The sequence below is a fragment of the Paroceanicella profunda genome, assembly GCF_005887635.2.
In the GTDB taxonomy this organism is placed as follows: domain Bacteria; phylum Pseudomonadota; class Alphaproteobacteria; order Rhodobacterales; family Rhodobacteraceae; genus Paroceanicella; species Paroceanicella profunda.
This window is the reverse complement of sequence record NZ_CP040818.1, coordinates 1,454,113-1,477,427: the sequence shown is the minus strand read 5'-3', so window position 1 is coordinate 1,477,427 and position 23,315 is coordinate 1,454,113. Positions and strand designations below refer to the sequence as shown.

The 23,315-nt window shown below is 71.8% G+C and carries 15 protein-coding genes; 7 read left to right on the top strand and 8 right to left on the bottom strand.

Going from position 1 to position 23,315, the window contains the following annotated elements; genetic code table 11:
* Positions 1 to 114: 114 nt before the first annotated feature.
* Positions 115 to 1,821 (top strand): dihydroxy-acid dehydratase, encoded by a 1,707-nt coding sequence (locus tag FDP22_RS06630; RefSeq protein WP_138577688.1) that lies wholly within the window; start codon positions 115 to 117, stop codon positions 1,819 to 1,821.
* Between the two features lie 376 nt (positions 1,822 to 2,197).
* On the opposite strand, the gene FDP22_RS06625 is transcribed toward FDP22_RS06630, so the two are convergent.
* Complete coding sequence (locus FDP22_RS06625) at positions 2,198 to 2,962, bottom strand: helix-turn-helix transcriptional regulator (RefSeq protein WP_239031886.1); 765 nt, start codon at positions 2,960 to 2,962, stop codon at positions 2,198 to 2,200.
* 365 nt (positions 2,963 to 3,327) lie between these two features.
* On the opposite strand from FDP22_RS06625, the gene FDP22_RS06620 reads away from it, so the two are divergent.
* The 4 genes from FDP22_RS06620 (at position 3,328) to FDP22_RS06605 (ending at position 7,903) form a co-directional block, all read left to right on the top strand.
* Complete coding sequence (locus FDP22_RS06620) at positions 3,328 to 4,557, top strand: acyl-CoA dehydrogenase family protein (protein ID WP_205910848.1); 1,230 nt, start codon at positions 3,328 to 3,330, stop codon at positions 4,555 to 4,557.
* Positions 4,558 to 4,949: 392 nt separating this feature from the next.
* A complete protein-coding gene (locus FDP22_RS06615; protein ID WP_138577690.1) occupies positions 4,950 to 5,756 on the top strand; it encodes an alpha/beta fold hydrolase in 807 nt (268 codons plus the stop codon).
* A 233-nt stretch (positions 5,757 to 5,989) separates the two neighbouring features.
* On the top strand, positions 5,990 to 6,436 hold the full coding sequence (locus FDP22_RS06610) for a cupin domain-containing protein (protein WP_138577692.1): 447 nt from the start codon (positions 5,990 to 5,992) through the stop codon (positions 6,434 to 6,436).
* Between the two features lie 177 nt (positions 6,437 to 6,613).
* A complete protein-coding gene (locus FDP22_RS06605) occupies positions 6,614 to 7,903 on the top strand; it encodes an MFS transporter (RefSeq protein WP_138577694.1) in 1,290 nt (429 codons plus the stop codon).
* A gap of 348 nt (positions 7,904 to 8,251) precedes the next feature.
* On the opposite strand, the gene FDP22_RS06600 is transcribed toward FDP22_RS06605, so the two are convergent.
* From FDP22_RS06600 to FDP22_RS06580, 5 genes are all read right to left on the bottom strand, one after another.
* Positions 8,252 to 9,961 (bottom strand): GMC oxidoreductase, encoded by a 1,710-nt coding sequence (locus FDP22_RS06600; RefSeq protein WP_138577696.1) that lies wholly within the window; start codon positions 9,959 to 9,961, stop codon positions 8,252 to 8,254.
* Between the two features lie 296 nt (positions 9,962 to 10,257).
* The gene (locus FDP22_RS06595) at positions 10,258 to 11,451 is read right to left on the bottom strand and encodes a multidrug effflux MFS transporter (RefSeq protein WP_138577698.1); all 1,194 of its coding nucleotides are present in this window, start codon (positions 11,449 to 11,451) and stop codon (positions 10,258 to 10,260) included.
* A 12-nt stretch (positions 11,452 to 11,463) separates the two neighbouring features.
* Complete coding sequence (locus FDP22_RS06590; protein WP_205910847.1) at positions 11,464 to 12,945, bottom strand: efflux transporter outer membrane subunit; 1,482 nt, start codon at positions 12,943 to 12,945, stop codon at positions 11,464 to 11,466.
* A 74-nt stretch (positions 12,946 to 13,019) separates the two neighbouring features.
* Complete coding sequence (locus FDP22_RS06585; RefSeq protein WP_138577702.1) at positions 13,020 to 16,154, bottom strand: efflux RND transporter permease subunit; 3,135 nt, start codon at positions 16,152 to 16,154, stop codon at positions 13,020 to 13,022.
* A 6-nt stretch (positions 16,155 to 16,160) separates the two neighbouring features.
* Positions 16,161 to 17,426, bottom strand: coding sequence for an efflux RND transporter periplasmic adaptor subunit (locus FDP22_RS06580; protein ID WP_138577704.1), 1,266 nt, complete (start codon positions 17,424 to 17,426; stop codon positions 16,161 to 16,163).
* 123 nt (positions 17,427 to 17,549) lie between these two features.
* Here FDP22_RS06580 and FDP22_RS06575 point away from each other — a divergent pair, with 123 nt between their 5' ends.
* The gene (locus tag FDP22_RS06575) at positions 17,550 to 18,446 is read left to right on the top strand and encodes a TetR/AcrR family transcriptional regulator (RefSeq protein WP_138577706.1); all 897 of its coding nucleotides are present in this window, start codon (positions 17,550 to 17,552) and stop codon (positions 18,444 to 18,446) included.
* Positions 18,447 to 18,607: 161 nt separating this feature from the next.
* On the opposite strand, the gene ilvA is transcribed toward FDP22_RS06575, so the two are convergent.
* Complete coding sequence (gene ilvA, locus FDP22_RS06565; RefSeq protein WP_138577709.1) at positions 18,608 to 19,855, bottom strand: threonine ammonia-lyase IlvA; 1,248 nt, start codon at positions 19,853 to 19,855, stop codon at positions 18,608 to 18,610.
* 661 nt (positions 19,856 to 20,516) lie between these two features.
* Here ilvA and FDP22_RS06560 point away from each other — a divergent pair.
* Entirely contained in the window at positions 20,517 to 21,743 is a 1,227-nt protein-coding gene (locus FDP22_RS06560) for an argininosuccinate synthase (RefSeq protein ID WP_138577711.1), read from the top strand.
* Between the two features lie 353 nt (positions 21,744 to 22,096).
* On the opposite strand, the gene chrA is transcribed toward FDP22_RS06560, so the two are convergent.
* Entirely contained in the window at positions 22,097 to 23,299 is a 1,203-nt protein-coding gene (chrA, locus tag FDP22_RS06555; RefSeq protein ID WP_205910846.1) for a chromate efflux transporter, read from the bottom strand.
* Positions 23,300 to 23,315 lie beyond the last annotated feature (16 nt).

The window sequence follows — 23,315 nt, the reverse complement described above, 5'->3', positions numbered from 1 at the left end:
CGACCTGCGTATACAAGAGGGGAGCCGCGCCGCGACGTCAAGCGGGCAGCACGGGGGGAAACAGGGCCTCTCCGGGGGCACGCGCAACCCGGCTCCCGCGCGACGGAGGACCACATGACGGACCGCACGCCCCCGCACGGCTATGACATCGGCCTGACCGATTACGGCGACACCGGCTTCTCTCGCTACCTGCGCCGTGGCTTCGCCCGCTCCACCGGCCTCTCCGAGAAGATGCTGGAGAAGCCCATCGTCGGCATCGCTACGACCCGATCGGATTTCAACAACTGCCACCGCTACATGCCCGAACTTGCCGAGGCCGTGTCCCGCGGGGTGCTGGCGGCGGGCGCCCTGCCCCGGGCCTTCCCCACCATCTCGCTGGGCGAGGTGAACCTGAACCCCACCTCGATGATGTTCCGCAACCTGATGTCGATGGACACGGAGGAGATGATCCGCGCCCAGCCGATGGATGCGGTGGTGCTGATCGGCGGCTGCGACAAGACCGTGCCGGCCCAGCTGATGGGCGCGGTCTCCGCCGGACGGCCCTTCGTGCAGCTGGTCACCGGGCCGATGTCGACCTCGCGCCACCGGGGCGAGCGGGTGGGCGCCTGCACCGACTGCCGGCGCTACTGGGGCCAGTTCCGCGCCGGCACGCTGGACAGTGAGGAGATCGGCGCGATCGAGACCCGGCTCGCGGCCACCGCCGGCACCTGCTCGGTGATGGGCACCGCCTCGACCATGGCCGCCATCGCGGAGATCCTCGGTGTGGCACTGCCCGGCTCGGCGACGATCCCGGCGGTGGATTCCGCCCGGCTGGCCATGGCGGAGCGCTGCGGCGAGGTGGCGGTGGAGCTGATCCGCACCCCGATCGCCCCGCGCGAGATCGTCACCGCGAAATCGGTGGAGAACGCCCTGCGCGGGCTGATGGCCATCGGCGGTTCGACCAATGCCATCCTCCACCTCACCGCCATCGCCGGGCGCGCCGGCATCCGCATATCGCAGGCCCGGCTCAACGCGATCTCCGACGAGACCCCCACCATCGTGAACCTCAAGCCCGTGGGCGAGGGCTACATGGAGGACCTGCACGCCGCCGGCGGCATCGAGGCGGTGCTGCACGAGCTGCGCCCGCTGCTGCACCTCGACACGCGGACGGTGGAGGGCCGCAGCCTCGGCGACCTGCTCTCCGCGCCGCCCGCCTGGGTGGACCGCGCCTTCATCCGCCCGGCGCAGGACCCGGTCTCGCCGCTGGGCGGGCTGATCGCGCTCCGGGGCTCCCTGGCGCCGAACGGGGCCATCTTCAAGCGCGCGGCGGCCACGCCGGCGCTGTTCGAGACGGAGGGCCGCGCGGTGGTGTTCGACGGGCTGGAAGACCTCGCGACGCGCATTGACGCGCCGGACCTCGACGTGGCGGCCGGGGACATCCTGGTGCTGAAGAACGCCGGGCCGGTGGCCACGGGCATGCCGGAGGCAGGCTACCTGCCCATCCCGCGCAAGCTGGCGCAGCAGGGGGTGAAGGACATGGTGCGGATCTCCGATGCGCGCATGTCCGGCACCGCCTTCGGCACCATCGTGCTGCATGTCTCGCCGGAAGCCGGGGTGGGCGGCCCGCTCGCCGCCGTGCGCAACGGCGACCGCATCCGCCTGTCCGTGGCCGAGAAGCGCATCGATCTGCTGGTGCCGCAGGAGGAGATCGACCGCCGCCTGGCCGCAATCGCGCCGCCTCCCCGGCCCCGGCGCGGATACCGCGCGCTCTACGCCCGCTCGGTGCTGCAGGCCGAGGAAGGCTGCGACTTCGACTTCCTCCTCCCGCCGCCCGAGGCGTGATCACAGGCGCGGCGCCCCCTGTGATCACAAGCACAGCCCTGTCGGTCGCGCCACCACGCGCGAGCACCGGCCCGCCATCGGCGCGCCGGAGCAGTTCGCATGGGGCCAGCGGCGGACGCGGCTGGCGCCTGTTCCTCCGGCACGCCACCCCCCCGCCGGACACGCAGGTCGCGCAGCGCCTGCGGGAGGTCCGGCCCGGGGCCGTTCCGGTGGCAAGGGCCGTCCGGTCCGGCTCCGCTGGTCTTCGGTGATCGCGGCCTCGCCGAAACGCATCCGGTCACTCGAACCTCCCGCGCCCGGCCGTCCGGCGACCATCCCCCCGCCGGTTCACCCGGGGTTCGCAGGCCGCTCCCGACGGGGTGCCCGCATTGTGGGCTCAGGCGCGGGGCAGCGCCTCGCCCGGGTCGCGCAGCAGGCAGCCGACCAGATCGGTGCGGTTGCGCGCGCCGAAACGGCGGCACAGGTTGGCCACGTGTTCCTTCACCGTATGTTCGGAAATCTGCATGTCGCGGGCGATCTGCTTGTTGGATCCCCCGGCGCAGAGCCGCGTGGCCACCTCGGCGGAGCGGGGCGGCAGGCCGGCGGTGCCCAGGGGCCGGCGCACCGGGGGCGGCTCCAGCCGGCCGGTTTCGGCCATGGTTGTGAGCGCGAGCGAGCCGGCCCGGCAGATCAGCCCCACCCGGTCGCGCAGCCCGTCCTGCCGTACCCGGCCCTCGTGGGATGCGGCGTAGAGCACCCCCACCAGCCTGTCGCCCACGCAGAGCGGGCCGCACAGGCTCTGGGTGAAGCCCCAGCGGAACAAGTGGTCGCGAAACGGACTGCGGCGCCAGTGGCTTGCGCCGACCAGAACGGCGCCGTCGATCACCCGCGGCGCGTCGCGCATCGCGCCGATCACCGGGTCGCTGGCGCTGAGCTCGTCGTCATATTCGCGCAGAAAGCGCTGCGGCGCCCGGGCGGAGAACACCAGCCGGGGCTGGGCCGGGTCATCGAGGTAGAGGCCGAGGGCCAGCGGGCAGTCCGGTCCGCCCAGCGCCTCCAGCACCGCGTGGCCCAGCCGCTCGGGCGAGCGCGCCGAGGCAACGGCCAGCACCCCCTGTGCAAGGCCGGTCTCCGGGCCGGCCCCGAGGCCGCCCGCGTTCATTGCAACACCCTCATTGCAACACCCCCTGCGCCCGGCCCGCGCCCGATCCCGCCACCCCCGCTCCGTTCGACTGCGAGCCAGCGCGCGCGGCCACGGGCGGCGGCGCAGCGATGTCGGGCAGCACGGGGGCATCCGGTCTCCGGGCAGACCGCATTTTCGAAAATTATTCGCCACATTGCGGGGCTTGGCAATCCCCCCGTTTGCGGGGATTGCCGGAAACTGCCCTCCGGGGAAGCATGGGCGGTGACGGCGCCGCGTTCCTTCGCACGAGGCGCTCCCCATTGCCCATCCTTGCGGCAGTTTCCCGGGTCCTGCCGGCCGGCACGGCGCCCGGAGGACAGTTCGCAGACTCACGAGGACTCACCATGACCACCATGTTCGCCACCCCCGCCGCCGCGGCAGACGACCTCAGCCCGGCCGCCTTCCACGCCCGCCTCGACGGCATCCTGCCGCTGATCGAGAGCCGGGCGGCGGAGGCCGAGGCCCAGGGCCATCTCACCGACGACGTGGTGGCCGCCATGCGCGCCGCCGGGCTCTACACCATGCTCTACCCGCGCGTGGTGGGCGGCGCCGAGCTGCTGCCGATCGACGCCATGCGCCTGGCCGAGCGCATCGCCTACGCGCATGGCTCCGCCGCCTGGTGCATGATGGGCTCGAACATGGAGGGCACCACCATGTCGATCTACATCGACCAGGAGGGGGTGGACACCGTGTTCGCGAAGGGCCCGGACATCACCATCTCCGGCAACGGCGTGCCGCGCGGCTATGCCCGGCCGGTCGAGGGCGGCTGGATGATCAAGGGGAACTGGTCCTACGGCTCGGGCATCCACCACGCGGAATGGGTGCATTCCGGCTGCTTCGTCACCGACCAGGACGGCAACATGCAGTTCGGCGAGGCCGGCCAGCCGAAGATCATCGTCTGCCATCACCCGCGCGAGACGATCAGACTGCTGGGCAACTGGGACGTTCTGGGCCTGCGCGCCACGGGCAGCTACGACTATGTGCTGGACGGGATGGACGAGCTGTTCCTGCCGGCCTGCATGGCCTATGACTTCGACATCTCCGCCCCGCTGCGCGGCGGGCCGCAGGGGGCGCTCGGCCTCGCCGGGTTCAGCGCGCTGGCGCATACGAGCTGGGCAATCGGTGTCGGCCGGCGCGCGCTGGACGAGCTGAAGAAGGTCATCGTGGCCCGGGTGGATGCTTTCGGGAAATCCTCCGACAGCGCCTCGTTCCGCTTCCAGTACGCCCAGGCGGAGGCCCGCTACCGCGCCGCCACCGCCTTCGCCCACGAGGCCTGGCAGGACATCTCCGACACCAATGCCCGCGGCGAGACCCACAGCCAGGACCAGCTCACCCTCGTGAAGCTGGCCCTGCGCCACATCCATGACGTGGTGTCGGAGACCGGCACCTTCGCCTATCGCCAGGCCCGGGGCGCCGGCCTGCGCGACACAGTGCTGCAGCGGAGCTGGCGCGACATCCACGCCGGCACCCAGCACGTGCTGATGGCGGACCAGATGGTGGAGGAATGCGGCCGCGGCCTGCTCGGCATCGCGCCGCCCGACGCGCCCTGGACCGTGTTCGGCATTGCCGGCTGAGGCCGCGGCGTGACCCGTCGCTCCGCCCCGCGCACCCGGGCCACGCCGCGCAGGCTCCCGCCCGCCGGGATGCGCCGCTCGGCGGGCCGGTGGCCGCGCCGTCCCGGGCTGCCGGCGAACCGCACCCGTCGGGCCAACCGGCACGCTACCCTGCCGGGGCGCGCCGGCGGGGCCACGCACGGAGTCGTCGGGGCGCGCGCGGGGGGCCTCCCGTGCAATCCCCCTGCCCGGAGCGGCCGGTGTCCGGTCGCGGCCCCCGGTACGCGATGCCCTGCGGCGCTCCGGAGCGCCGGGAGGCCACCGGCATCTCCCCGGCCCGCAGCCCTGCCTTCCCGCACCGGGCGCGCCCCGCTTCCCGGGCGCCCGGCGCCCCAGACCCCGAGGTTCCGCAGATGACTGACCGCTCCACGCCCCCGCTCCCCGGGCTCGCCGGGTTCACTCGCCACAGCCGGGTGATCGGCGGGATCGACACTGTCTGGCACGAGGCGGGCGACGGGCCGCCGCTGGTGTTCCTGCACGGCACCGGCACCTTCACCGGCTTCGAGATGGCCCGGGCCTGGACGGCCTCGCACCGGGTGATCCTGCCCTTCCACCCCGGGTTCGGCGAGAGCGCGGATGACCCCGAGGCAGGCGCCATCGAGGATTACGTGCTGCACTACCTCGCCTTTCTCGACGCGCTGGAGCTTGACGCGCCGGCGCTGGCCGGGTTCTCGGTCGGCGGCTGGATGGCAGCGGAAATCGCCCTGCGCCAGCCGGCGCGCATCCGCGCCCTCGTGCTGGCCGCGCCCGCCGGGCTGGGCGTGGCCGGGGCGCCTCCGGCCGATCTCTCCGGCGTGGGGCCGGCGGAGGTGCCGGGCTACCTTGCCCATGACCCCGCGGTGGCGCTGCGCTATTTCCCCGACGGGCCGGACCCGGAGTTCGGCGCCCGGCTGGGCCGCGAGATGGGCGCCCTCGGCCGGCTGGTTGCCGCGGCGCCCGGCGGCTCCGCCCGGCTGGCGCGCTGGCGCCGGCGGCTCACCATGCCGGTGCTGCTGGTCTGGGGCGCGGAGGACCGGATGATCCCCGCCGCCCAGGCCCCCGCCTGGACCGCCGGCCTGCCGGACGCGCAGACCCTGCTGGTGCCCGGCGCGGGGCATCTGGTCTTCGAGGAAAAGCCCGAGACCGCCGCGCGCGTGGCCGATTTCCTGGCCGCGCGATGAACCGCGCCGGGCGCAGCCTGACACGCCCCACCGGCCCGGCCGCGCCCCCGCGTCCCGCCCCGCGCGCCGGCATGCCCCCGGTGCCGGCGTCCCGGCCGGCCCGTGCGGAGAGCGGCCCCTTGCCCGGCATGCCCGGAAGCCGGCCACCGGGCCGGCAGGGCGTCCCGCCGGCACGTCCGGACCGCCGGCGCCGCGCCGCCCCCCGTTCACCGACCGCCTGAAAGGACCTGACAATGACCCCCATGCCCGCCGGTATCACCGGCCCCGACGAGGCCTTCGACCAGACCGTCTGGAACATCCTCGGACAGACCTACACGCTCAAGCAGGTTTCCGAGGATTCCATGTCCTGGCACGCGCATTTCCCTGACGGGACCTTCGTGCCGCCGCACATCCACTTCACCCAGGAGGAGTTCGTCTACGTGCTCACCGGCACGCTCACCTTCTGGCTCGACGGCACCGAGTTCCAGGCCGGCCCGGGCAGCCTCGCCCGCCTGCCCAGGAACGTTCCGCACGGGATCTTCAACCGCTCGGGCGCCGACGTGACCTGCCTGTTCTGGGTCACCCCGACCCGGGGCCTGCTCGACGCCTTCAAGCTGATGCACAACCAGAGCGAGCCTGCCGAAGTGGTGCGCATCGCCTCGCAGTACGAGCTGGAGTTCCTGCCGCCCCCGGCGGCCTGATCCCGGCCCCTGACCCGTGGCGTCGCCCCGCTCCCGGGCGCCGCCGCAGCTTCCCGCGCCCCGCCCGGGCGCCCCGCCCCGCGCGCGGCTTCCCGCGCGGCAGCCAGTGCACCTCCATTCCGGGGAGAGACCGCGCCAGAAAGCGGCCCCCCGCCATTCCGACAGGGACCTCACATCATGACATGGGACACTCTCCCCCAGGCGGACCGAGACCGCATCAGCTCCTGGCAATGGGGCATGCTGATCCTCGCGCTCGCCTGTGAACTCTTCCTCGCCGCGGACTGGTACGGTCTCGCGGCCGTCATCCCGTTCATCTCGCCCGACCTGGGCCTGAACGAGGAGCAGGCCGGCACCGCGCAGGGCATCTTCGCGCTCACCTACGGGATCGGCATGGTCGGCTGGTCCTGGCTCTCCCGCGGGATGACGGCGCGGCGCATGCTGCTGGTCGGCCTGCTGGGCACCGGCATCGGCATGGTGCTGCAGGTGTTCGTGGAAAGCTATGCCCAGCTCCTGCTGCTGCGGCTGATCATCGGCTTCTTCGACGCCGCGATCTTCCTGGGCAACATGAAGCTCATTTTCGGCTGGTTCCCGCAGCGCCGCCACGGGTTCATGGTCGGGCTGATCCTGGCGGCCTACAGCCTGGCGATCACCCTGGTCTTCGCGCTCGGCGTGCCGCTCACACTGGCCACGAACTGGCGGGTGTTCTTCGGCGTGCTGGCGGCCGGAACCCTGATCATCGCGGTGCTGGACCTGCTGCTGGCGCGCAACACGCCGGAGGAGATCGGCTACCGCGGCTTCCGCTGGGACACCGCCCCCGCGCCGGCCGACCCGCACAGCGCGCCGCTGCTGCCGATCTTCCGCAGCCGCTGGCTCTACGTGGGCGGGTTCGGCATCGCTGCCTGCACCTTCGCCATTGCCGGAACCGCCACATGGGTGATCCCCGGCTGGATCACCACCCAGGCCATGCCGGTGGAGGACGCCGGGCTGATCGGCATGCTGATGGGCCTGTCGCAGGTGGTGTTCCTCGTCATCGGCGGCCTGATGGCCGACCGCATGTCGAAGCCGGGGATGATCATCGCCAGCGCGGTGATGGCGGTGCTGGTGGCGATCGGCTTCACCCTGAGCATGGACATGCAGGTGAGCTTCGGCGCCATGCTGGCACTGGCGGCGGTGAGCGGCATCGCCGTGATCGGCGGCGGGGCGATCTTCTCGCTGATGAGCGAGCGCTTCGCGGCCGGGATCGCCCCTGCGGCGGTGGGCTATGCGGAGATCTTCGGCATCCTGTCGAGCGCGGTGGCCCCGGCCCTGATGGGGCTGATCATCCACCGCTCCGGCGGCAGCTTCACCACGGCCTTCGTCGCCTTCATCGTGATCGAGGTGCTGTTTCTCGGCGCGCTGGTCTGGCTGATCCGCGGCGCCGCCGCGGACCCGGCACCCGGCGCAGGCCCGATGGTGAGCGCCGAGTGACCCCCGCACCCGCCCCACGGCGGGTGCCTCCTTCCCCGGGGCGCGGCACCGCGGCCCCCCGCTCCCATCGCCCTCCCGCAACGCTGCGCAGGCGGCCGCGCCATCGGCAGCTCCCCCCTGACCACGGGCACCGGCCGGGGCGCCACCCGGGCCCGACGCCAGCCCGGTAAGGCCGGAGGCGGCCCCGATGGTGCCGACACGGGCCGGTGAGTTCACACGCGGCCCGCCGCTGCCGCAGCCGGGCGCGGTGTGACAGACCAGGCACGGCGCCGGGCGCTCCGGCTCCGGGCGGCAGAGCGCAAGATCACGGCCCGCGGCGGCACGGCCCCGCTGCCCGGCGGCCCCTTCTCACCCCGAGGCGGCCGGGCCGCGGGCCATCGGCACCGGGGCGGGCCTTCGCGCGCGGGTGCGCGGGCGCGTCTCGGCCGGCGCCATGAGGTGATGCGCGAGGCGCACCCCCAGCGCCACGGCCGGGAAGGTGGGGTGAAAGCGCCCGCTCGCGGGCAGCACCGAGGGCCCCGCCACGAAGAGATTGGCCACGCCATGCACCCGCAGGTTCCGGTCCACCACCCCGGTGCGGGCGCTGTGGGACATCCGGGTGGAGCCGATCTGGTGATAGCCGTCCGAGGCCTGCGCCAGCACCTGCGCGGCGCGCTGCGGCTCCGGATGATGCCAGGTCACCTCGCCCAGCCCGGAGGCGCGCATCCAGCTGGCCAGCGCCAGGTGCGAGCGCAGGACCGAGTCCACATCCCCCGCCGCGAAGCGCAGGTCCACCCGCGCCAGCGGAACACCGTCCGCGTCGCGCCGGGCGGAGAGGGTGATGCGGCTCTGCGGGTCCGGCGCCTGCTCGGCGTGGTAGCGCAGGGCGTAGACGCCGTGGGGATTGTAGAACTGGAAGAACGGGTGGCGCCCCTGCACCGCCATCCGCATCCGCGCGATCCGGACCAGCCCGGCGACCGTGGCAAGCGGCTCGCACAGCACGTTGCCGAGGTGGCGCCGCGCCTGCAGGCCGAAGGCGAAGGGCGTGATGCGATGCCCCGGGTGATACTGCAGCATGTACTCCGGCGTGCGGTGGCGCAGCGCCAGCGCGAGATGCACCGCCGAGAGCGCGCCGCTCAGGTAGAACGGATCATCCAGCGGCACGTTCATCAGGGCGAAATAGGCGTCCTGCAGCCCCTCCCGGCGCCGCAGCCAGGGCGCGAGGACGAAACTGTGCCGGGCGGAGGCCCCGTCCGGCGTCGGCCGGACCAGGAAGTGCCGCGCCATGTCCGGCCGCCGGAACTGCACCCGCGCCGCGGCCCCGGAGAGATGGCCCATGTAGTAGCGCCCCAGCGGCCCGCCCTCGCCACCCAGGAAGCCCGGATGCACCCGGCGGATCAGCAGCAGCAGCCGTGTCGCCTGCACGCCGCCGCAGGCCAGCACGATGCGTTTCGGCCGCAGGATGTGCCGCTCCGTGCCGCGGATCACCTCCAGGCTGGTGACCGCGCCGCTGCCCGGCGCGAAATCCAGCCCGCTCACCCGCGTGTCGAGGCTGATGCGCAGCGTGGGGCTGCGCGCGATCTCCTCATGGTGCAGGGCCGCGGTGTCCGCCACCCGGCAATGGCGGATGAGCTGATGGGTCAGCACCTCGGCGCCGTGGTCGTCCTCCGGGCCCTGGCTCTCGAACGCGCCGTGAACGCCGAGGATCTCACCGGCCGCCGCGTGCCAGCCGCTCAGCTCATCGAAACGGGCGGGCGCGCCGGGCAGCGAGAGCCGCGGCCAGGCCGCGAGGTCGCCCTCGGCCATTGGCGTGCAGGCGCCGCCCCAGGCCGTGGCGGTGCCGCCGAGGCCCTGACGGGACACCATCGCACCGCTGCCATGCGTGGCGGGGTTCACGACGTCGAGGTCGAACGGCCCGCCGCTCCGGCTGCCGGCCGTTGCGCCGCCGGCCTCCAGCACGAGGACCCGGCGTCCGCCCCGCGCGAGGGTGAGGGCCACGGCCAGCCCCACGGGGCCGGCCCCGATCACGCAGACATCACTATCCGCGCCATCGCCGAAGGATAAATCTTCTGCAATCACTGTTCATTTTCCGGATCTTTTGAATAGGGGAATATTCACAGAAACACCCGGTCACGCGACGCTCTGAATATCGGATGTGATGACGCGACTTCAGGGACGTGAAATTCGCGAATCACGGAAGCCAAAAAACTGTTGTTGCAAAAGCGGAAATTCCGGCGGGCCTTCCCGGCACGCCGCATGGTTCAAGCATCGGCCGAGACCTGTCGGCGCGTCAAGACGTTAAACCGATTGATTGATTGGCTCCCCCCGGGCGCGCCGCACTGTCGCGGGACGTGCACCGCGCCGCCCGGGAGGGTTCAGGCGCGGCCGAAGCGCCCGATCACCAGCACCAGCCCCGCCGACACGCCGGCCGCGAGGATGCAGCCCGACATCGGGAAGGCGGTGTCGTTGTGCAGGATGCCGACAAGGGCGCTGAACAGCGCCGCGAGGCCGAACTGCAGCACCCCGATGATCGAGGAGGCGGAGCCGCCGTGCCGGCCACTGTGGGACATCGCGATGGCCATGCCGTTGGCCGCGATCAGCGGAATGGTGGAGATGCACAGCCACAGCGGCACCATCATCACCGCCAGCGGCGCCGTGCCCGAGAGCGCCAGCAGCGCCAGGCCGCAGAGGATGTTCATGCCGATCGCCCCGAGGAAGATCCGCTCCGCCCGCAGGCGCCGCAGCAGCAGGCGGTTGACCTGCGAGGCGAGGATCATCCCCAGGGCGTTCAGGCCGAAGAGCCACTTGTAGACCTGCGGGTCCACCCCGTGCAAATCGATGAAAACGAAGGGAGACCCGGAGATGTAGGAGAACAGCGCCCCGAAGGCGAGCGCGCTGGCCAGCGCCGGCACGATCAGCGCGCGCCGGGTGAGCAGGGCGCGGAAGGTGCGCAGGATCTCCCCCGGGCCGGCCTTCCTGCGCCTCTCCGGCGGCAGGGTTTCCGGCACCACCCGCAACGCCGCGACGAGGCAGGCCGCCCCGAAGAGCGCCAGCGCCACGAAGATCGACCGCCAGCCGGCGAAGGCCAGCAGGTAGCCCCCGGCGATGGGCGCGAGCACCGGGCCGAGGCCCTGCACCAGCATCATCATGGAGAGCACGCGGGCGGAGTCCTGCGCGCCGAACAGGTCCGCGATGATCGCCCGGCTCACGATCATCCCGGCGCAGCCGCCGAGCGCCTGCAGGAAGCGCCCGGCGAGGAAGCTGCCGATGTCCGGCGCCGCCGCCAGCCCCAGCGAGACGACCGAGAACAGCGCCACGCCGCAGCACAGCGGCAGCTTGCGCCCGAAACGGTCGATCACCGGCCCGTAGATGAGCTGGCCGATCGCCACCCCGAGGAAGAACACCGACAGGCTGAACTGAACCTCCCCCGCACCGGTGCCGAAACTCTCCTCGATCGCGGGGAAGCCGGAGAGGTACATGTCGGTCGCGAAGGGCGCGAAGGCGGTCAGCGCGCCCAGCACGACGGTCAGCCGACCGGCGCGCAGGGCCGGGAGGGTTTCAATCGTCACGAGACAGGGTCCTCAGGGCTGATAGGCGAGGCGCGGGCCGGAGTAGGTGTCCACGATCTCCGGGCGGGTCGAATCGATCTGCCCGTCCCATCCGCCGCCCAGCGCCTTGTTGAGCGCGATGTAGTAGGTGGCGATGTTGATCTGGCTCTGCAGCAGCGTGTCCTCGGCGGAGTAGAGCGAGCGCTCGGCGTCCAGCACGTCGAGGAAGCTCGAGGACCCGGTCTGGTAGAGCGAGCGCGACAGCGCGGCGGCGCGGCGGTAGGCCCGGGCCGAGGTGTCGAGCTTGTCGTAACGCTCCTGCTCGCGGGTGAGGCCGAAGAGGGAGTTCTCCACGTCCTCCAGCGCGGTGAGGATGCTGGAACGGAAGGCGATGTAGGACTGGTCGCGCTGCGCCTGCGCGATCTCGACCCCGGCCTTCAGCTGCCCGCCGTTGAAGATCGGCACGCTGAGCGACGGCCCGACGGACCAGGCGATCGAGGAGGCCTCGAACAGGTTTCCGAAGGTCGATGCGGAGGTGGAGATGGTGCCCGAGAGGCTCACGTCAGGCCAGCGCGCCGCCTCGGCCACGCCGATCAGCGCGGTGGACTGGGCAAGCTGGCGCTCGGCGACGCGGATGTCCGGCCGGGCCATCAGCACCTGGGCGGGCACGCCGGCGGGCATCGGCAGGCGCGGCTCCGGGATCGGCTTGTCCTCGGCCATCCGGCCCATCAGCGCCGCCGGCGGCTTGCCGGTGAGGATGCTCAGCCGGTGCACGGATTCCGCGAAGGAGATCTGCAGCGTGGGGATCGCGGCCTCGGTGCTGGCGGCCTGCCCGGTGGCATTCGCCACGTCGAGCGCGGAGGAGGCCCCGGCCTCGAACTGCGCCCGGGTGAGGGCGGCCGTCTCGCGCTGCGAGCGGGCGGTGCGCTCGGCCAGCTTGATGCGGGCCTGGAAGCCGCGCGCCTGCACGTAATAGGTCGCGACATCGCCCACCAGGGTGAGCAGCGTGGCGCGCAGGTCCTCGTTCGCGGCGTCGAGCCCGTAGCGCGCCGCCTCGATGCTGCGGCGGTTGGCGCCGAAGAGGTCGAGTTCCCAGCTCGCGTCGAACCCGGCCTGGAAGTTCGAGTTCGAGGTCTGCCCGGCGGAGGTGTTGGAGCCGCCGTCCTGGCGGGTGGCGGAGGTGCTGGCGTCCACCTGGGGCGCCAGCGTGCCGCCGGTCTGGCGCAGGGTGGCGCGGGCCTCGCGGATCGCGGCCTTCGCGCTCGCCACGTCGAGGTTGCCCTCCACGGCCTCGGAAATCATCGCGTCGAGCATCGGATCGTCCATCCGGGTCCACCAGCGCGACAGTTCAGCCGGGCGCGGGGTGGTGGCGGTGTCGGCGCCGAACCGGTCCGGCACGTCGATCTTCGGGGTCTCGTAATCGGGGCCGACCACGCAGCCGGCAAGGGCGGTGCAGGCGAGAAGGAGAAGCACGGCCCGCCGGGGGCGGGCGACGGAAAGGGGTGCGGGGCTCACGGAAATCATCTTGTCCACTCGAAAGGATGAGGCAGGCGCGCCGGGGCCCGGCGCGCCGCATGTCTTGGCGTGTTTCAACCGGCCGGCGCCGCGCTCGGGGCCTGGTCGGGGGCCGGGCGGCGCCGGAACAGGCGCAGCACCGCGACGAGGAGCAGGGGCACGAAGAACACGCCGAGAACCGTGGCCGCGATCATGCCGCCCATGACCCCGATCCCGATGGCGTTCTGCGCACCGGAGCCTGCTCCGCTGGCAATGGCGAGCGGCGTGACGCCGAGGATGAAGGCGATCGAAGTCATCAGGATGGGCCGGAGCCGCTGCCGTGCGGCCTCCAGCGTCGCCTCGATCATCCCTTCCCCGGCCGCCAGCCGCGCGATGGCGAATTCCACGATGAGGATGGCGTTCTTGGCTGCGAGACCGATGGTCGTCAGAAGCCCCACCTTGAAATACACATCGTTGTTCTGACCGAAGAGACTGGCGGCCGCAAGCGCTCCCAGCACGCCGATCGGCACCGACAGCATCACCGCGAGCGGGATGGTCCAGCTCTCGTAGAGCGCGGCGAGGCAGAGGAACACCACCAGCACCGAGATGCCGTAGAGCGCCATAGCCTGGTCGCCCGAGAGGCGCTCCTGATAGGAGAGCCCGGTCCACTCATGGGCGAAGCCGCCGGGAAGCTGGCCCACCAGCGCGTCGATCCGGTCCATCGCGTCGCCCGAGCTCACGCCGCTTGCCGCCGCGCCCTGGATCTCGACGGCCGGGGAGCCGTTGTAGCGTTCCAGCCGCGGCGAGCCGACGGACCAGCTTCCGTCCGCGAAGGCGGAGAAGGGCACCATCTCGCCATCCGCGTTGCGCACGTGCCATTTGTCGAGGTCGTCGGGCTGCATCCGCCCCTCGGCATCGGACTGCAGGTAGACCGGCTTCACCCGGCCGCGGTCGATGAAATCATCGATGTAAGAGCTGCCCCAGGCGGTGGAGAGCGTGGCGTTGATGTCCGACATCGCGAGGCCGAGGGCGCTGGCGCGCTCCTGGTCCACGTCGACGGAGAATTGCGGCGTATCCTCCTGGCCGTTCGGGCGGGTGCTGGTCAGCGACGGGTCCCGGGCCGCGAGGCCGAGGAGCTGGTTGCGCGCCGCGATCAGCGCGGCATGGCCCTTCCCGCCCACGTCCTGCAGGAAGAAATCGAAGCCGTTCGAGTTGCCCATGCCCTGGATCGCGGGCGGCGAGAGCACGAACACCCGCCCGTCGCGCAGCTTCGACAGCGCGCCCATCGCCCGGCCCGCCACGGCGGAGGCGGCGAGGCGCGGGTCGCTGCGCAGGGCGAAATCCTTCAGGCGGATGAAGGCGGTGCCCACGTTCTGCCCCGAGCCGCCGAAGCCGAAGCCGGCGGAATACATCACGCCCTCCACCGCGTCCGGCTCCTTCTCCAGGAAATAGCTCGCCACGGCGGAGAGGGTGCGCAGGGTGCGGTCCTGCGTGGCGCCGGCCGGCAGGGTGACGGAGGCGATGAGCACGCCCTGGTCCTCCTCCGGCAGGAAGGCGCTCGGCAGCCGGTTGAACAGCCAGCCCGTGGCACCCAGCATCAGCACGAAGAGCACGAGGAAGCGCCAGGAGCGGTTCAGCACCGCGTGCGTGCCGCTCTGGTAGGCACGGGTGCCGCGCTCGAAATTGCGGTTGAACCAGCCGGAGAAGCCGCGCGTCTTGCCGTGCTCCGCTGGCTTGCGCAGAAGCGTGGCGCAGAGCGCGGGCGTGAGGATGAGCGCCACCAGCACCGAGAGGACCATCGCCGAGACGATCGTCACCGAGAACTGCCGGTAGATGATGCCCACCGATCCGCCGAAGAAGGCCATCGGCACGAACACCGCCGAGAGCACCACGGCAATGCCGACCAGCGCGCCGGTGATCTCCCCCATGGACTTCACCGTGGCCTCGCGCGGGGAGAGGCCCTCCTCCTCCATCACGCGCTCCACGTTCTCCACCACCACGATGGCGTCATCCACCAGCAGGCCGATGGCCAGCACCATGGCGAACATGGTGAGCGTGTTGATGGAATACCCCGCCGCCGAGAGCACGCCGAAGGTGCCCAGCAGCACCACCGGCACCGCCAGCGTGGGGATCAGCGTGGCGCGCCAGTTCTGCAGGAAGAGCAGCATCACGAAGAACACCAGCACGATGGCCTCGACCAGCGTCTTCACCACCTCCTCGATGGACAGTTCCACGAAGGGCGTGGTGTCGTAGGGATAGACCACCTTCACGCCGCTGGGCATGGTGGCGCTCAGCTTTTCGATGGCCTTGCGCACCGCGGAGGCGGTGTCGAGCGCGTTGGCCCCGGTGGCGAGGTTGATGGCAAGCCCGGCCGCCGGCTGGTTGTTGTAGGCCGCCGAGGTGGTGTAGCTCTCCGCGCCCAGTTCGACGGTGGCGACATCGTTCAGCCGCACAACCGCGCCGTCGCCGTTGCTCTGCACGATGATGTTGCGGAACTGCTCGGGCGTCTGCAGCCGGCTGCCGGCAGTGACGGTTGCGTTGAGCTGCTGGCCGGGCCGCGCCGGAATGGCGCCGAGGCTGCCGGCGGACACCTGGCTGTTCTGCGCCTCGATGGCGGCGGACACGTCCGAGGGCATCAGCTTGTACTTGGTGAGCTTGTAGGGATCGAGCCAGATGCGCATCGCGTAGCCGGAGCCGAACAGCCGCGTCTCACCCACGCCCTCCACGCGCTGGATGGTGTCGTTGAGCGAGCTGTCCACGTAATCCGCGAGGTCGTTCGAGTTCATCTTCCCGTCGGTGGACACGAAGGCGATCACCATCAGGAAGCCGGCGGAGCTCTTGGTGACCGTGACACCGGTGCTGGTCACCGCCTGGGGCAACGAGGATTCGACCAGCTGCAGCTTGTTCTGCACCTGCATCTGGGCCACGTCCGGGTCAGCCTTGTTGTTGAAGGTGAGCGTGAGCTGGGCCTGGCCGGTGCCACTGGAGGTCGAGGTCATGTAGTCGAGATTGTCGATCCCGGTCATGCCCTGCTCGATCACCTTGGTGACCGAATTCTCCACCGTGGCGGCGTCCGCGCCCGGATAGGAGGCCGAGATCCGCACCGTGGGCGGCGCGATCTGCGGATATTGCGAGATCGACAGCGAGATGAGCGCCAGCAGCCCCGCAAGCATGATCGAGATCGCGATCACCCATGCGAAGATGGGACGGTTGATGAAGAAGCGGCTCATGACGCGTCAGCCCTCGCTGCCCGGCTGCGCCGGGGCGGTCTCGGCGGTCTTGCGGTCGATCACCTCGCCGGTGGTCTCGTCGATCGTCACCTCCACGGCCTTCACCTGCTGGCCGTCCGAGGCGCGCTGCAAGCCGTCGACGATCACCCGCTCGCCATCGGAGATGCCGGTGTTCACCAGCCAGTTGTTGCCCACGGAGCGCCCGGTCTGCACCACCCGCTGCTCCACCTTGCCCTCGGCGGAGACGAACAGCGCCACCGGCTGGCCCTTGGTGTTGCGGGTCACCGCGCGCTGGGGCACGAGGAAACTGTTGTCCGCCACCCCCTCGCCGATGACCGCCCGCACGAAGACGCCGGGCAGCAAGAGCCTGTCAGGATTGGGAAATTCCGCGCGCAGGATGAAGGTGCCGGTGCTCTCGTCCACGTTCGCCTCGGCGAATTCGAGATGGCCCTTCAGCGGGTATTCGGTGCCGTTCTCCAGCAACAGGCTCACGCTCACGTCCGGCCCTTCGGTGCGCAACCGCCCCTCCTGAACCGCCTGGCGGAGGTTGAGGAAATTCGTGCTGGACTGGGGGATGTCGACGTTGATCGGGTCGAGCCGGCGGATGGTGGTGAGCGCGGTGTCCTGGCTCGCGGTCACCAGCGCGCCGGGGGTGAGGGCGGACTTGTCGATCCGCCCGGAGATCGGCGCGCGGATGGTGGTGTAGTCGAGGTTGATCTTCGCGGTCTGCACGTCCGCCTCGGCGGCGGCAACGGAGGCCTGGGCGGACTCCAGCGTGGCCTCGGCATCGTCCAGGTCCTGCTTGGACACGGCGTTCTGGCGGATCAGCCCCTTGTAGCGCTCCAGCCTGGAGCTTGCCGAGGGCACCTGCGACTGGGCCTGCTTCAGCGCCGCGCGGGCGGCGTCATAGGCGGCCTCGAAGCTCTTCGGGTCGATCTGGTAGAGCGCATCGCCCTCCGCCACCTCGGTGCCCTCGCGGAACAGGCGCTTCTGGATCAGCCCGCCCACCTGGGGCCGCACCTCGGCCACCAGCGAGGCGCTGGTGCGCCCGGGCAGCTCGGCGGTGATGGCCACGGATTGCGGATGCAGCACCACCACGCCCACCTCCGGCCGGGCGGCCGCGGTGCCTGCGCCGGGGGCGGCCTCCTCCCGGCAGCCCGCCAGGGCGAGCACCCCCAACGCGAACGCCGCCACGCAAAGCTGGCGGCGGCGGCGGGTGTGGAAAGGGCGGGTCCCGGCCGGGGGCGCGGGGATCGCAGGGGGCGTTGGCATCTCATGCCTCATATTTACAAAACTCTCGATTACCCATATTCTCACCATCGGAATTTTGTCAACTCACAATTGACGTGTACGGACGACCGGTGCGGTTCCGGCGCCGGCGGGAGGAAAAATCACATGAGCGAGCACGACGAGGCCGCCCCCGACACGCCACGCCACGGGGCGGCCGACCCGGACGCCGACCATACGCCCGCCGCCACGCCTGTCACCGGAGCGCGGGCCACGTCTGACCGGGAGGCCGGTACTGAAGCCGATACCGAAACCGATACTGCGCCGCGCACCCCGGCCGGCACCGCCCCCGTCACGGCCCCGGTCACCGCCGGGGGCACGGCCACGGCCCCCGACGCCGCGAAGCCGCGCCGGCGCGGCCGGCCCAAGGTGACACCGGACCCGGATCTTGCCGCCAGACTCGTTAACGAGACACGAAAGCTGTTCATCGAGCGGGGATATGCCCGTACCACGATGGATGACATCGCCGCGCATTGCCGGGTGTCCAAGCGCACGCTCTACCGGCTGTTCCCGGCGAAAAGCGCGCTGTTCCAGGCCATTATCGAGGCGCACCGCCCGGCCATGCTGGCCCTGCCGGGGAACTATTCCGGGCTGCCGCTGTCCGAGGCGCTGGCCCGCATCCTGCGCGTGGACATCAGCGCGGAGGAGGACCTGGAGCGAATCGCCGTGCTGCGGCTGGTGGTGATGGAGGCGCAATCCGTCCCGGAGCTGGCGGCGATCGTGCGCGATCACGGCGCCGAGCCCTCCCGCCGCGCCCTGGCCGACTGGCTGGGCGCACAGCAGGCCGCCGGGCGGATGCGCCCGCTGGACCCGATGCTCGTGTCCGGCATGCTGATGAACATGGTCTTCGGGGTCACGCGGGGCGGGCGCGTCGGGCCGCCGGACGTGGAGAACTGGCCCGACCTCGCCGAGCGCGATCACCACATCCGCCTGTGCATCGACCTGTTCCTGAACGGCGCCCTGCCACGCGGGCCGCAAGGCCCCGCGGGCACGGCCGGGAGCTGAGGCTGAGGCTGAGGCTGAGGCTGAGGCTGAGGCTGAGGCTGAGGCTGAGGCTGAGGCTGAGGCTGAGGCTGAGGCTGAGGCTGAGGGAGCGTGCCGGAGGACGAACCGGATGCAAGCGCGGAACGCCTGTGGCCCGGCAAACCTGCCGGGCCCCCGGGGGGTCAGACGATCAGGCTCATCAGCGTATCGTTGCCGGTGATGTCCTCGTAGACGATGCCGTTCTCCTCCATCCGGGCGTAGAGCGCGGGCAGGCCGGCGGGGTCCTTCGTCTCGATCCCGAGCAGGATGGAGCCGAAGTTGCGCGCCGACTTCTTCAGGTATTCGAAACGCGCGATGTCGTCCTCCGGGCCGAGCAGGCCGAGGAAGTCCTTCAGCGCGCCGGGCCGCTGCGGCAGACGGAGGATGAAGTACTTCTTCCGGCCCTCGTGGCGCATGGCGCGTTCCTTCACCTCCGGAAGGCGCTCGAAATCGAAGTTGCCGCCCGAGACCACGCAGACCACGGTGCGGCCGCGCAGCACGTCCGGCGGCAGGTCGGCCAGCGCGTCGATGGAGAGCGCGCCGGCGGGCTCCAGCACCACGCCCTCCACGTTCAGCATCTCCACCATGGTGCGGCACAGCCGGCCCTCCGACACCCGGATCACCTGCGAGGGCGCCACCGCGTGGAGGGCGGCGAAGGGCCGTGCGCCGATGCGCGCCACCGCCGCCCCGTCGACGAAGCTCGACACTTTCGCGAGGGTGACCGGCTGGCCGGCGGTGAGCGCCTCGTGGAGGCTGGCGGCGGTCTCGGGCTCCACGAAGCGGAAGCCGGCGGAGACGCCCCTGGCGGCGAAGTATTTCGTCACCCCCGCCGCGAGCCCGCCGCCGCCCACCGGCAGGATCACCAGGTCCGGGTCCGGCAGCGCGGCGAGGATCTCCACCGCCACCGTGGCCTGGCCCAGGATGGTGTCATCCGCGTCGAAGGGCGGCACGAACATGGCGTCGTTGCGCGCGGCGTGGTCCTGCGCGGCGGCGAGGCTGGCGTCGAAGAAATCCCCCGTCAGCACCACCTCGACGTATTCGCCGCCGAAGACGCGGGTCTTCATGATCTTCTGCTCCGGCGTGGTCACCGGCATGAACACGGTGCCGTGGCGGCCGAAGTGCCTGCAGGCCCAGGCGAAGCCCTGGGCGTGGTTGCCGGCAGAGGCGCAGACGAAGCGCGCCTGCCCCGGGTTGCGCTTCAGCGCCATGGACAGGAAGGTGAAGGCCCCGCGCAGCTTGTAGCTGCGCACCGGGGAGAGGTCCTCGCGCTTCAGCCAGATGTCGGCGCCGTAGCGCTCCGAGAGGAAGGCGTTGCGCTGCAGCGGGGTCTGCTCCATCACCGCGCTGAGCGCTGTGGCGGCCTCCTCGGCGGCAGCGGCGAAATCGGTCATGCGCATGTCCTTTCGGCGCGAAGGCAGGGGTGCGCCCAGCCATAGGCGAGGCCGCCGCACATTTCCAGCCCGCGGCGGCGTGGCCGCCCCGCCGGACCCGCGGAGCAGGGCCACCCCGCACCGACGGGCCCCCGTGGTGCCGCCCTGCCCGCCGACCCTTGCCCGCCATCACGCCCGCCGCCCCGTGTTCGCCGCCTCTCCCTCCGCCCCCCTCTCCGCTGCCATCCTGCCTGCCGCACACTTGCCCGTCGCCCCCTTGCCTGTCGCACCCTTGCCCACCGTCCCCTCGCCCCCCGCACCCCCGCCTGCCGTCCCTTTGCCCGCTGCTGCTCCCCCTGGCCCTCTTCGGCCCTTCCCCCTCCTTGGCCCTTGCTCGTCGTACCCCTTGCCCGTTGTGCCCCCTGCCCGTCGTACCCCTTGCCCGCTGTCCTCTGGCCGTCCGCACCGGCGCAGCCGCCCGCCGTGCAGGCGGCACCGCGGCCCGCCGCGGGGCGGCGCCCCGGGGCCCCGCCTCGCGGGCGCGGGCTCCGGCACCGGCCGTTCTGCACCGGCGCCCACATGGCGGCACGCCGTCGCTCCGGGGCAGCCCTGCCCTTGCCCCGCTGGCCGCGAGCGCGTAAGGCTTCCCGCAAACCGTCATGAACTCATGGAGCGCCCGCGCATGTCCGCCCCCAAGAAAGTCGTTCTCGCCTATTCCGGCGGTCTCGACACCTCGATCATCCTGAAATGGCTGCAGTCCGAATACGGCTGCGAGGTCGTCACCTTCACCGCCGATCTCGGCCAGGGCGAGGAGCTGGAGCCGGCGCGCAAGAAGGCCGAGCTGCTCGGCATCAGGCCGGAAAACATCTACATTGAGGACGTGCGCGAGGAATTCGTGCGGGACTTCGTGTTCCCGATGTTCCGCGCCAACGCGCTCTACGAGGGGCTCTACCTGCTCGGCACCTCCATCGCCCGGCCGCTGATCTCCAAGCGTCTCGTCGAGATCGCCGCCGAGACCGGCGCCGATGCCGTGGCCCATGGCGCCACCGGCAAGGGCAACGACCAGGTGCGTTTCGAGCTCTCCGCCTACGCGCTCAACCCCGAGATCAAGGTCATCGCCCCCTGGCGCGAGTGGGACCTCACCTCCCGCACCCGGCTGATCGAATACGCCGAAGAGAACCAGGTGCCGGTGCCGAAGGACAAGCGCGGCGAAGCGCCCTTCTCGGTGGACGCGAACCTGCTGCACACCTCCTCCGAGGGCAAGGTGCTGGAGGACCCGGCCCAGGAGGCGCCGGATTACGTCTACCAGCGCACCGTCGACCCGGAGAAGGCGCCGGACACGCCCGAGTACATCGAGATCGGCTTCGAGAAGGGTGACGCGGTCAGCCTGAACGGCGAGGCGCTCTCGCCCGCCACCATGCTCACCCGGCTCAACGAGATCGGCGGCAAGCATGGCGTGGGCCGGCTCGACCTCGTGGAGGGCCGATACGTGGGCATGAAGTCCCGCGGCATCTACGAGACGCCGGGCGGCACCGTCCTGCTCGCCGCCCACCGGGGCATCGAGTCGATCACGCTCGACCGGGGTGCGGCGCACCTGAAGGACGAGATGATGCCGCGCTACGCCGAGCTCATCTACAACGGCTACTGGTTCAGCCCCGAGCGCGAGATGCTGCAGGCGCTGATCGACAAGAGCCAGGAGCATGTCTCCGGCACGGTGCGGGTGAAGCTCTACAAGGGCTCCGCCGCCGTGGTCGGCCGCTGGTCGGAGGCGAGCCTCTACTCCGAGCAGCACGTGACCTTCGAGGAAGACGCCGGCGCCTACGACCAGAAGGACGCCGCCGGCTTCATCAAGATCAACGCCCTGCGCCTGCGCCTGATCGCCATGCGCGACCGGCGCCTGAAGGGCTGACCGGCCCCTGGAGCTGACCGCCCGCGTCTCCGCCCCGCGCCGGAGACGCGGCACGCGGCGACACGCCGGTCGGGGGCTCGATGCCCCCGTCCGGCGTTTTTGCTTCCGGCTCCCCGCCGCCCTCCGCGCGGCGGCTCTCCGCACCGCGGCGCAGGGTCAACATCCGGCGCCACAGCCTCCCCAGGGGCGGCGTGCGCCCGTTCCCTCTCCGCACCGCGGCGCAGGCTCCACATCCGGCACCTTTGCTTCCCCGGGCTCCGCGCGCCGCACACCCGCTCCCTCTCCGGACCGCGGCGCAGGCTCGACATCGGGCGCCACTGCCTCCCCCCGGGCGGCACCCCGGGGCGGGCCGCTCAGGCCAGACCGGCGAGATGCAGGCCCAGCCCGGCCGCGCCGCCCACCGCCACCATCAGCAGCATCGGCGGCCTGCGCCACAGGCCCCAGGCGCCGAGCAGCAGGAACAGGCCCAGCCGCACCGGATCGGGCCCCGCCGCCATGCCCTCCGGCCACAGGGCGGCCGCGCCGAGAAACAGCGCGAGATTCGCGATCACCCCCACCACGGCCGCCGAGACACCGGCCAGCGCCCGCCGCGCCAGCGCAGCGCGCTGCAGCGCGTCCACATGTGGGGCCGCGGCGAGCATCATCGAGAGGCTCGGCACGAAGGTGTAGAGGCAGGCCAGCGCCGCGGTGCCCACGCCGCTCCAGCCGCCCGCCGGCCAGCCGGCGAAGAACCCGGCATAGACATTCACCAGGATGAGCGGCCCCGGGGTGGCCTCGGCCAGCGCGAGCCCGGTGAGCATCTGCGCCTCGGTGAGCCAGCCCAGCCCGGTCACCGCCCGCTCGGCCACGTAGGGCAGCACGGCATAGGCCCCGCCGAAGGTGACCAGCGCGGCGGAGGTGAACAGGCCGGCCAGCGCGTCCTGCGGCTCCGGCCCCAGCAGGGTGCGCGAGCCCAGCCAGGCCGCCAGCACCACCAGCGCCCCTGCCGCCAGCGTGGCGGCGGACGGAAGCAGGCCGCGCCGGGCAGGCCCCGGCGCCCCGGCGTCAGCGGGCTGCGGCGGGGCCAGCAGCGCGAGCCCGCCCAGCGCGGCCAGCCCCACGACCAGCGGAAAGGGCAGCCCCGCCCCGGCCAGCGCCACGAAGGCGGCCAGCGCGATCGCCGCGTGCCGCCTCCCCGGCAGCGCCGCGCGCGCCAGCCGCAGGAGCGCCAGCAGCACGATCACCAGCACCGCCGGCTGCAGCCCCGCGAACAGCCCCTGCACCGCCGGAACCGAGCCGTGCCGCGCCGCCGCCCAGGCGATTGCCACCATGAGCACCGCGCCCGGAAGCACGAAGGCCAGCCCGGCCAGAAGCCCGCCCAGCCGCCCGTGCACGCACCAGCCCAGGAAGGTGGCGAGTTGTTGCGCCTCCGGCCCGGGCAGCAGCATCGCCACCGCCAGGCCGCGCCGGAACCGCTCCGCCGGAACCCAGCCGCGGCGGGTGACGATCTCGTCCTGCATCAGCGCGATCTGTCCGGCCGGCCCGCCGAAGGAGAGCAGCCCGATCCGCAGATGCACCGCCAGCGCCGCGCCG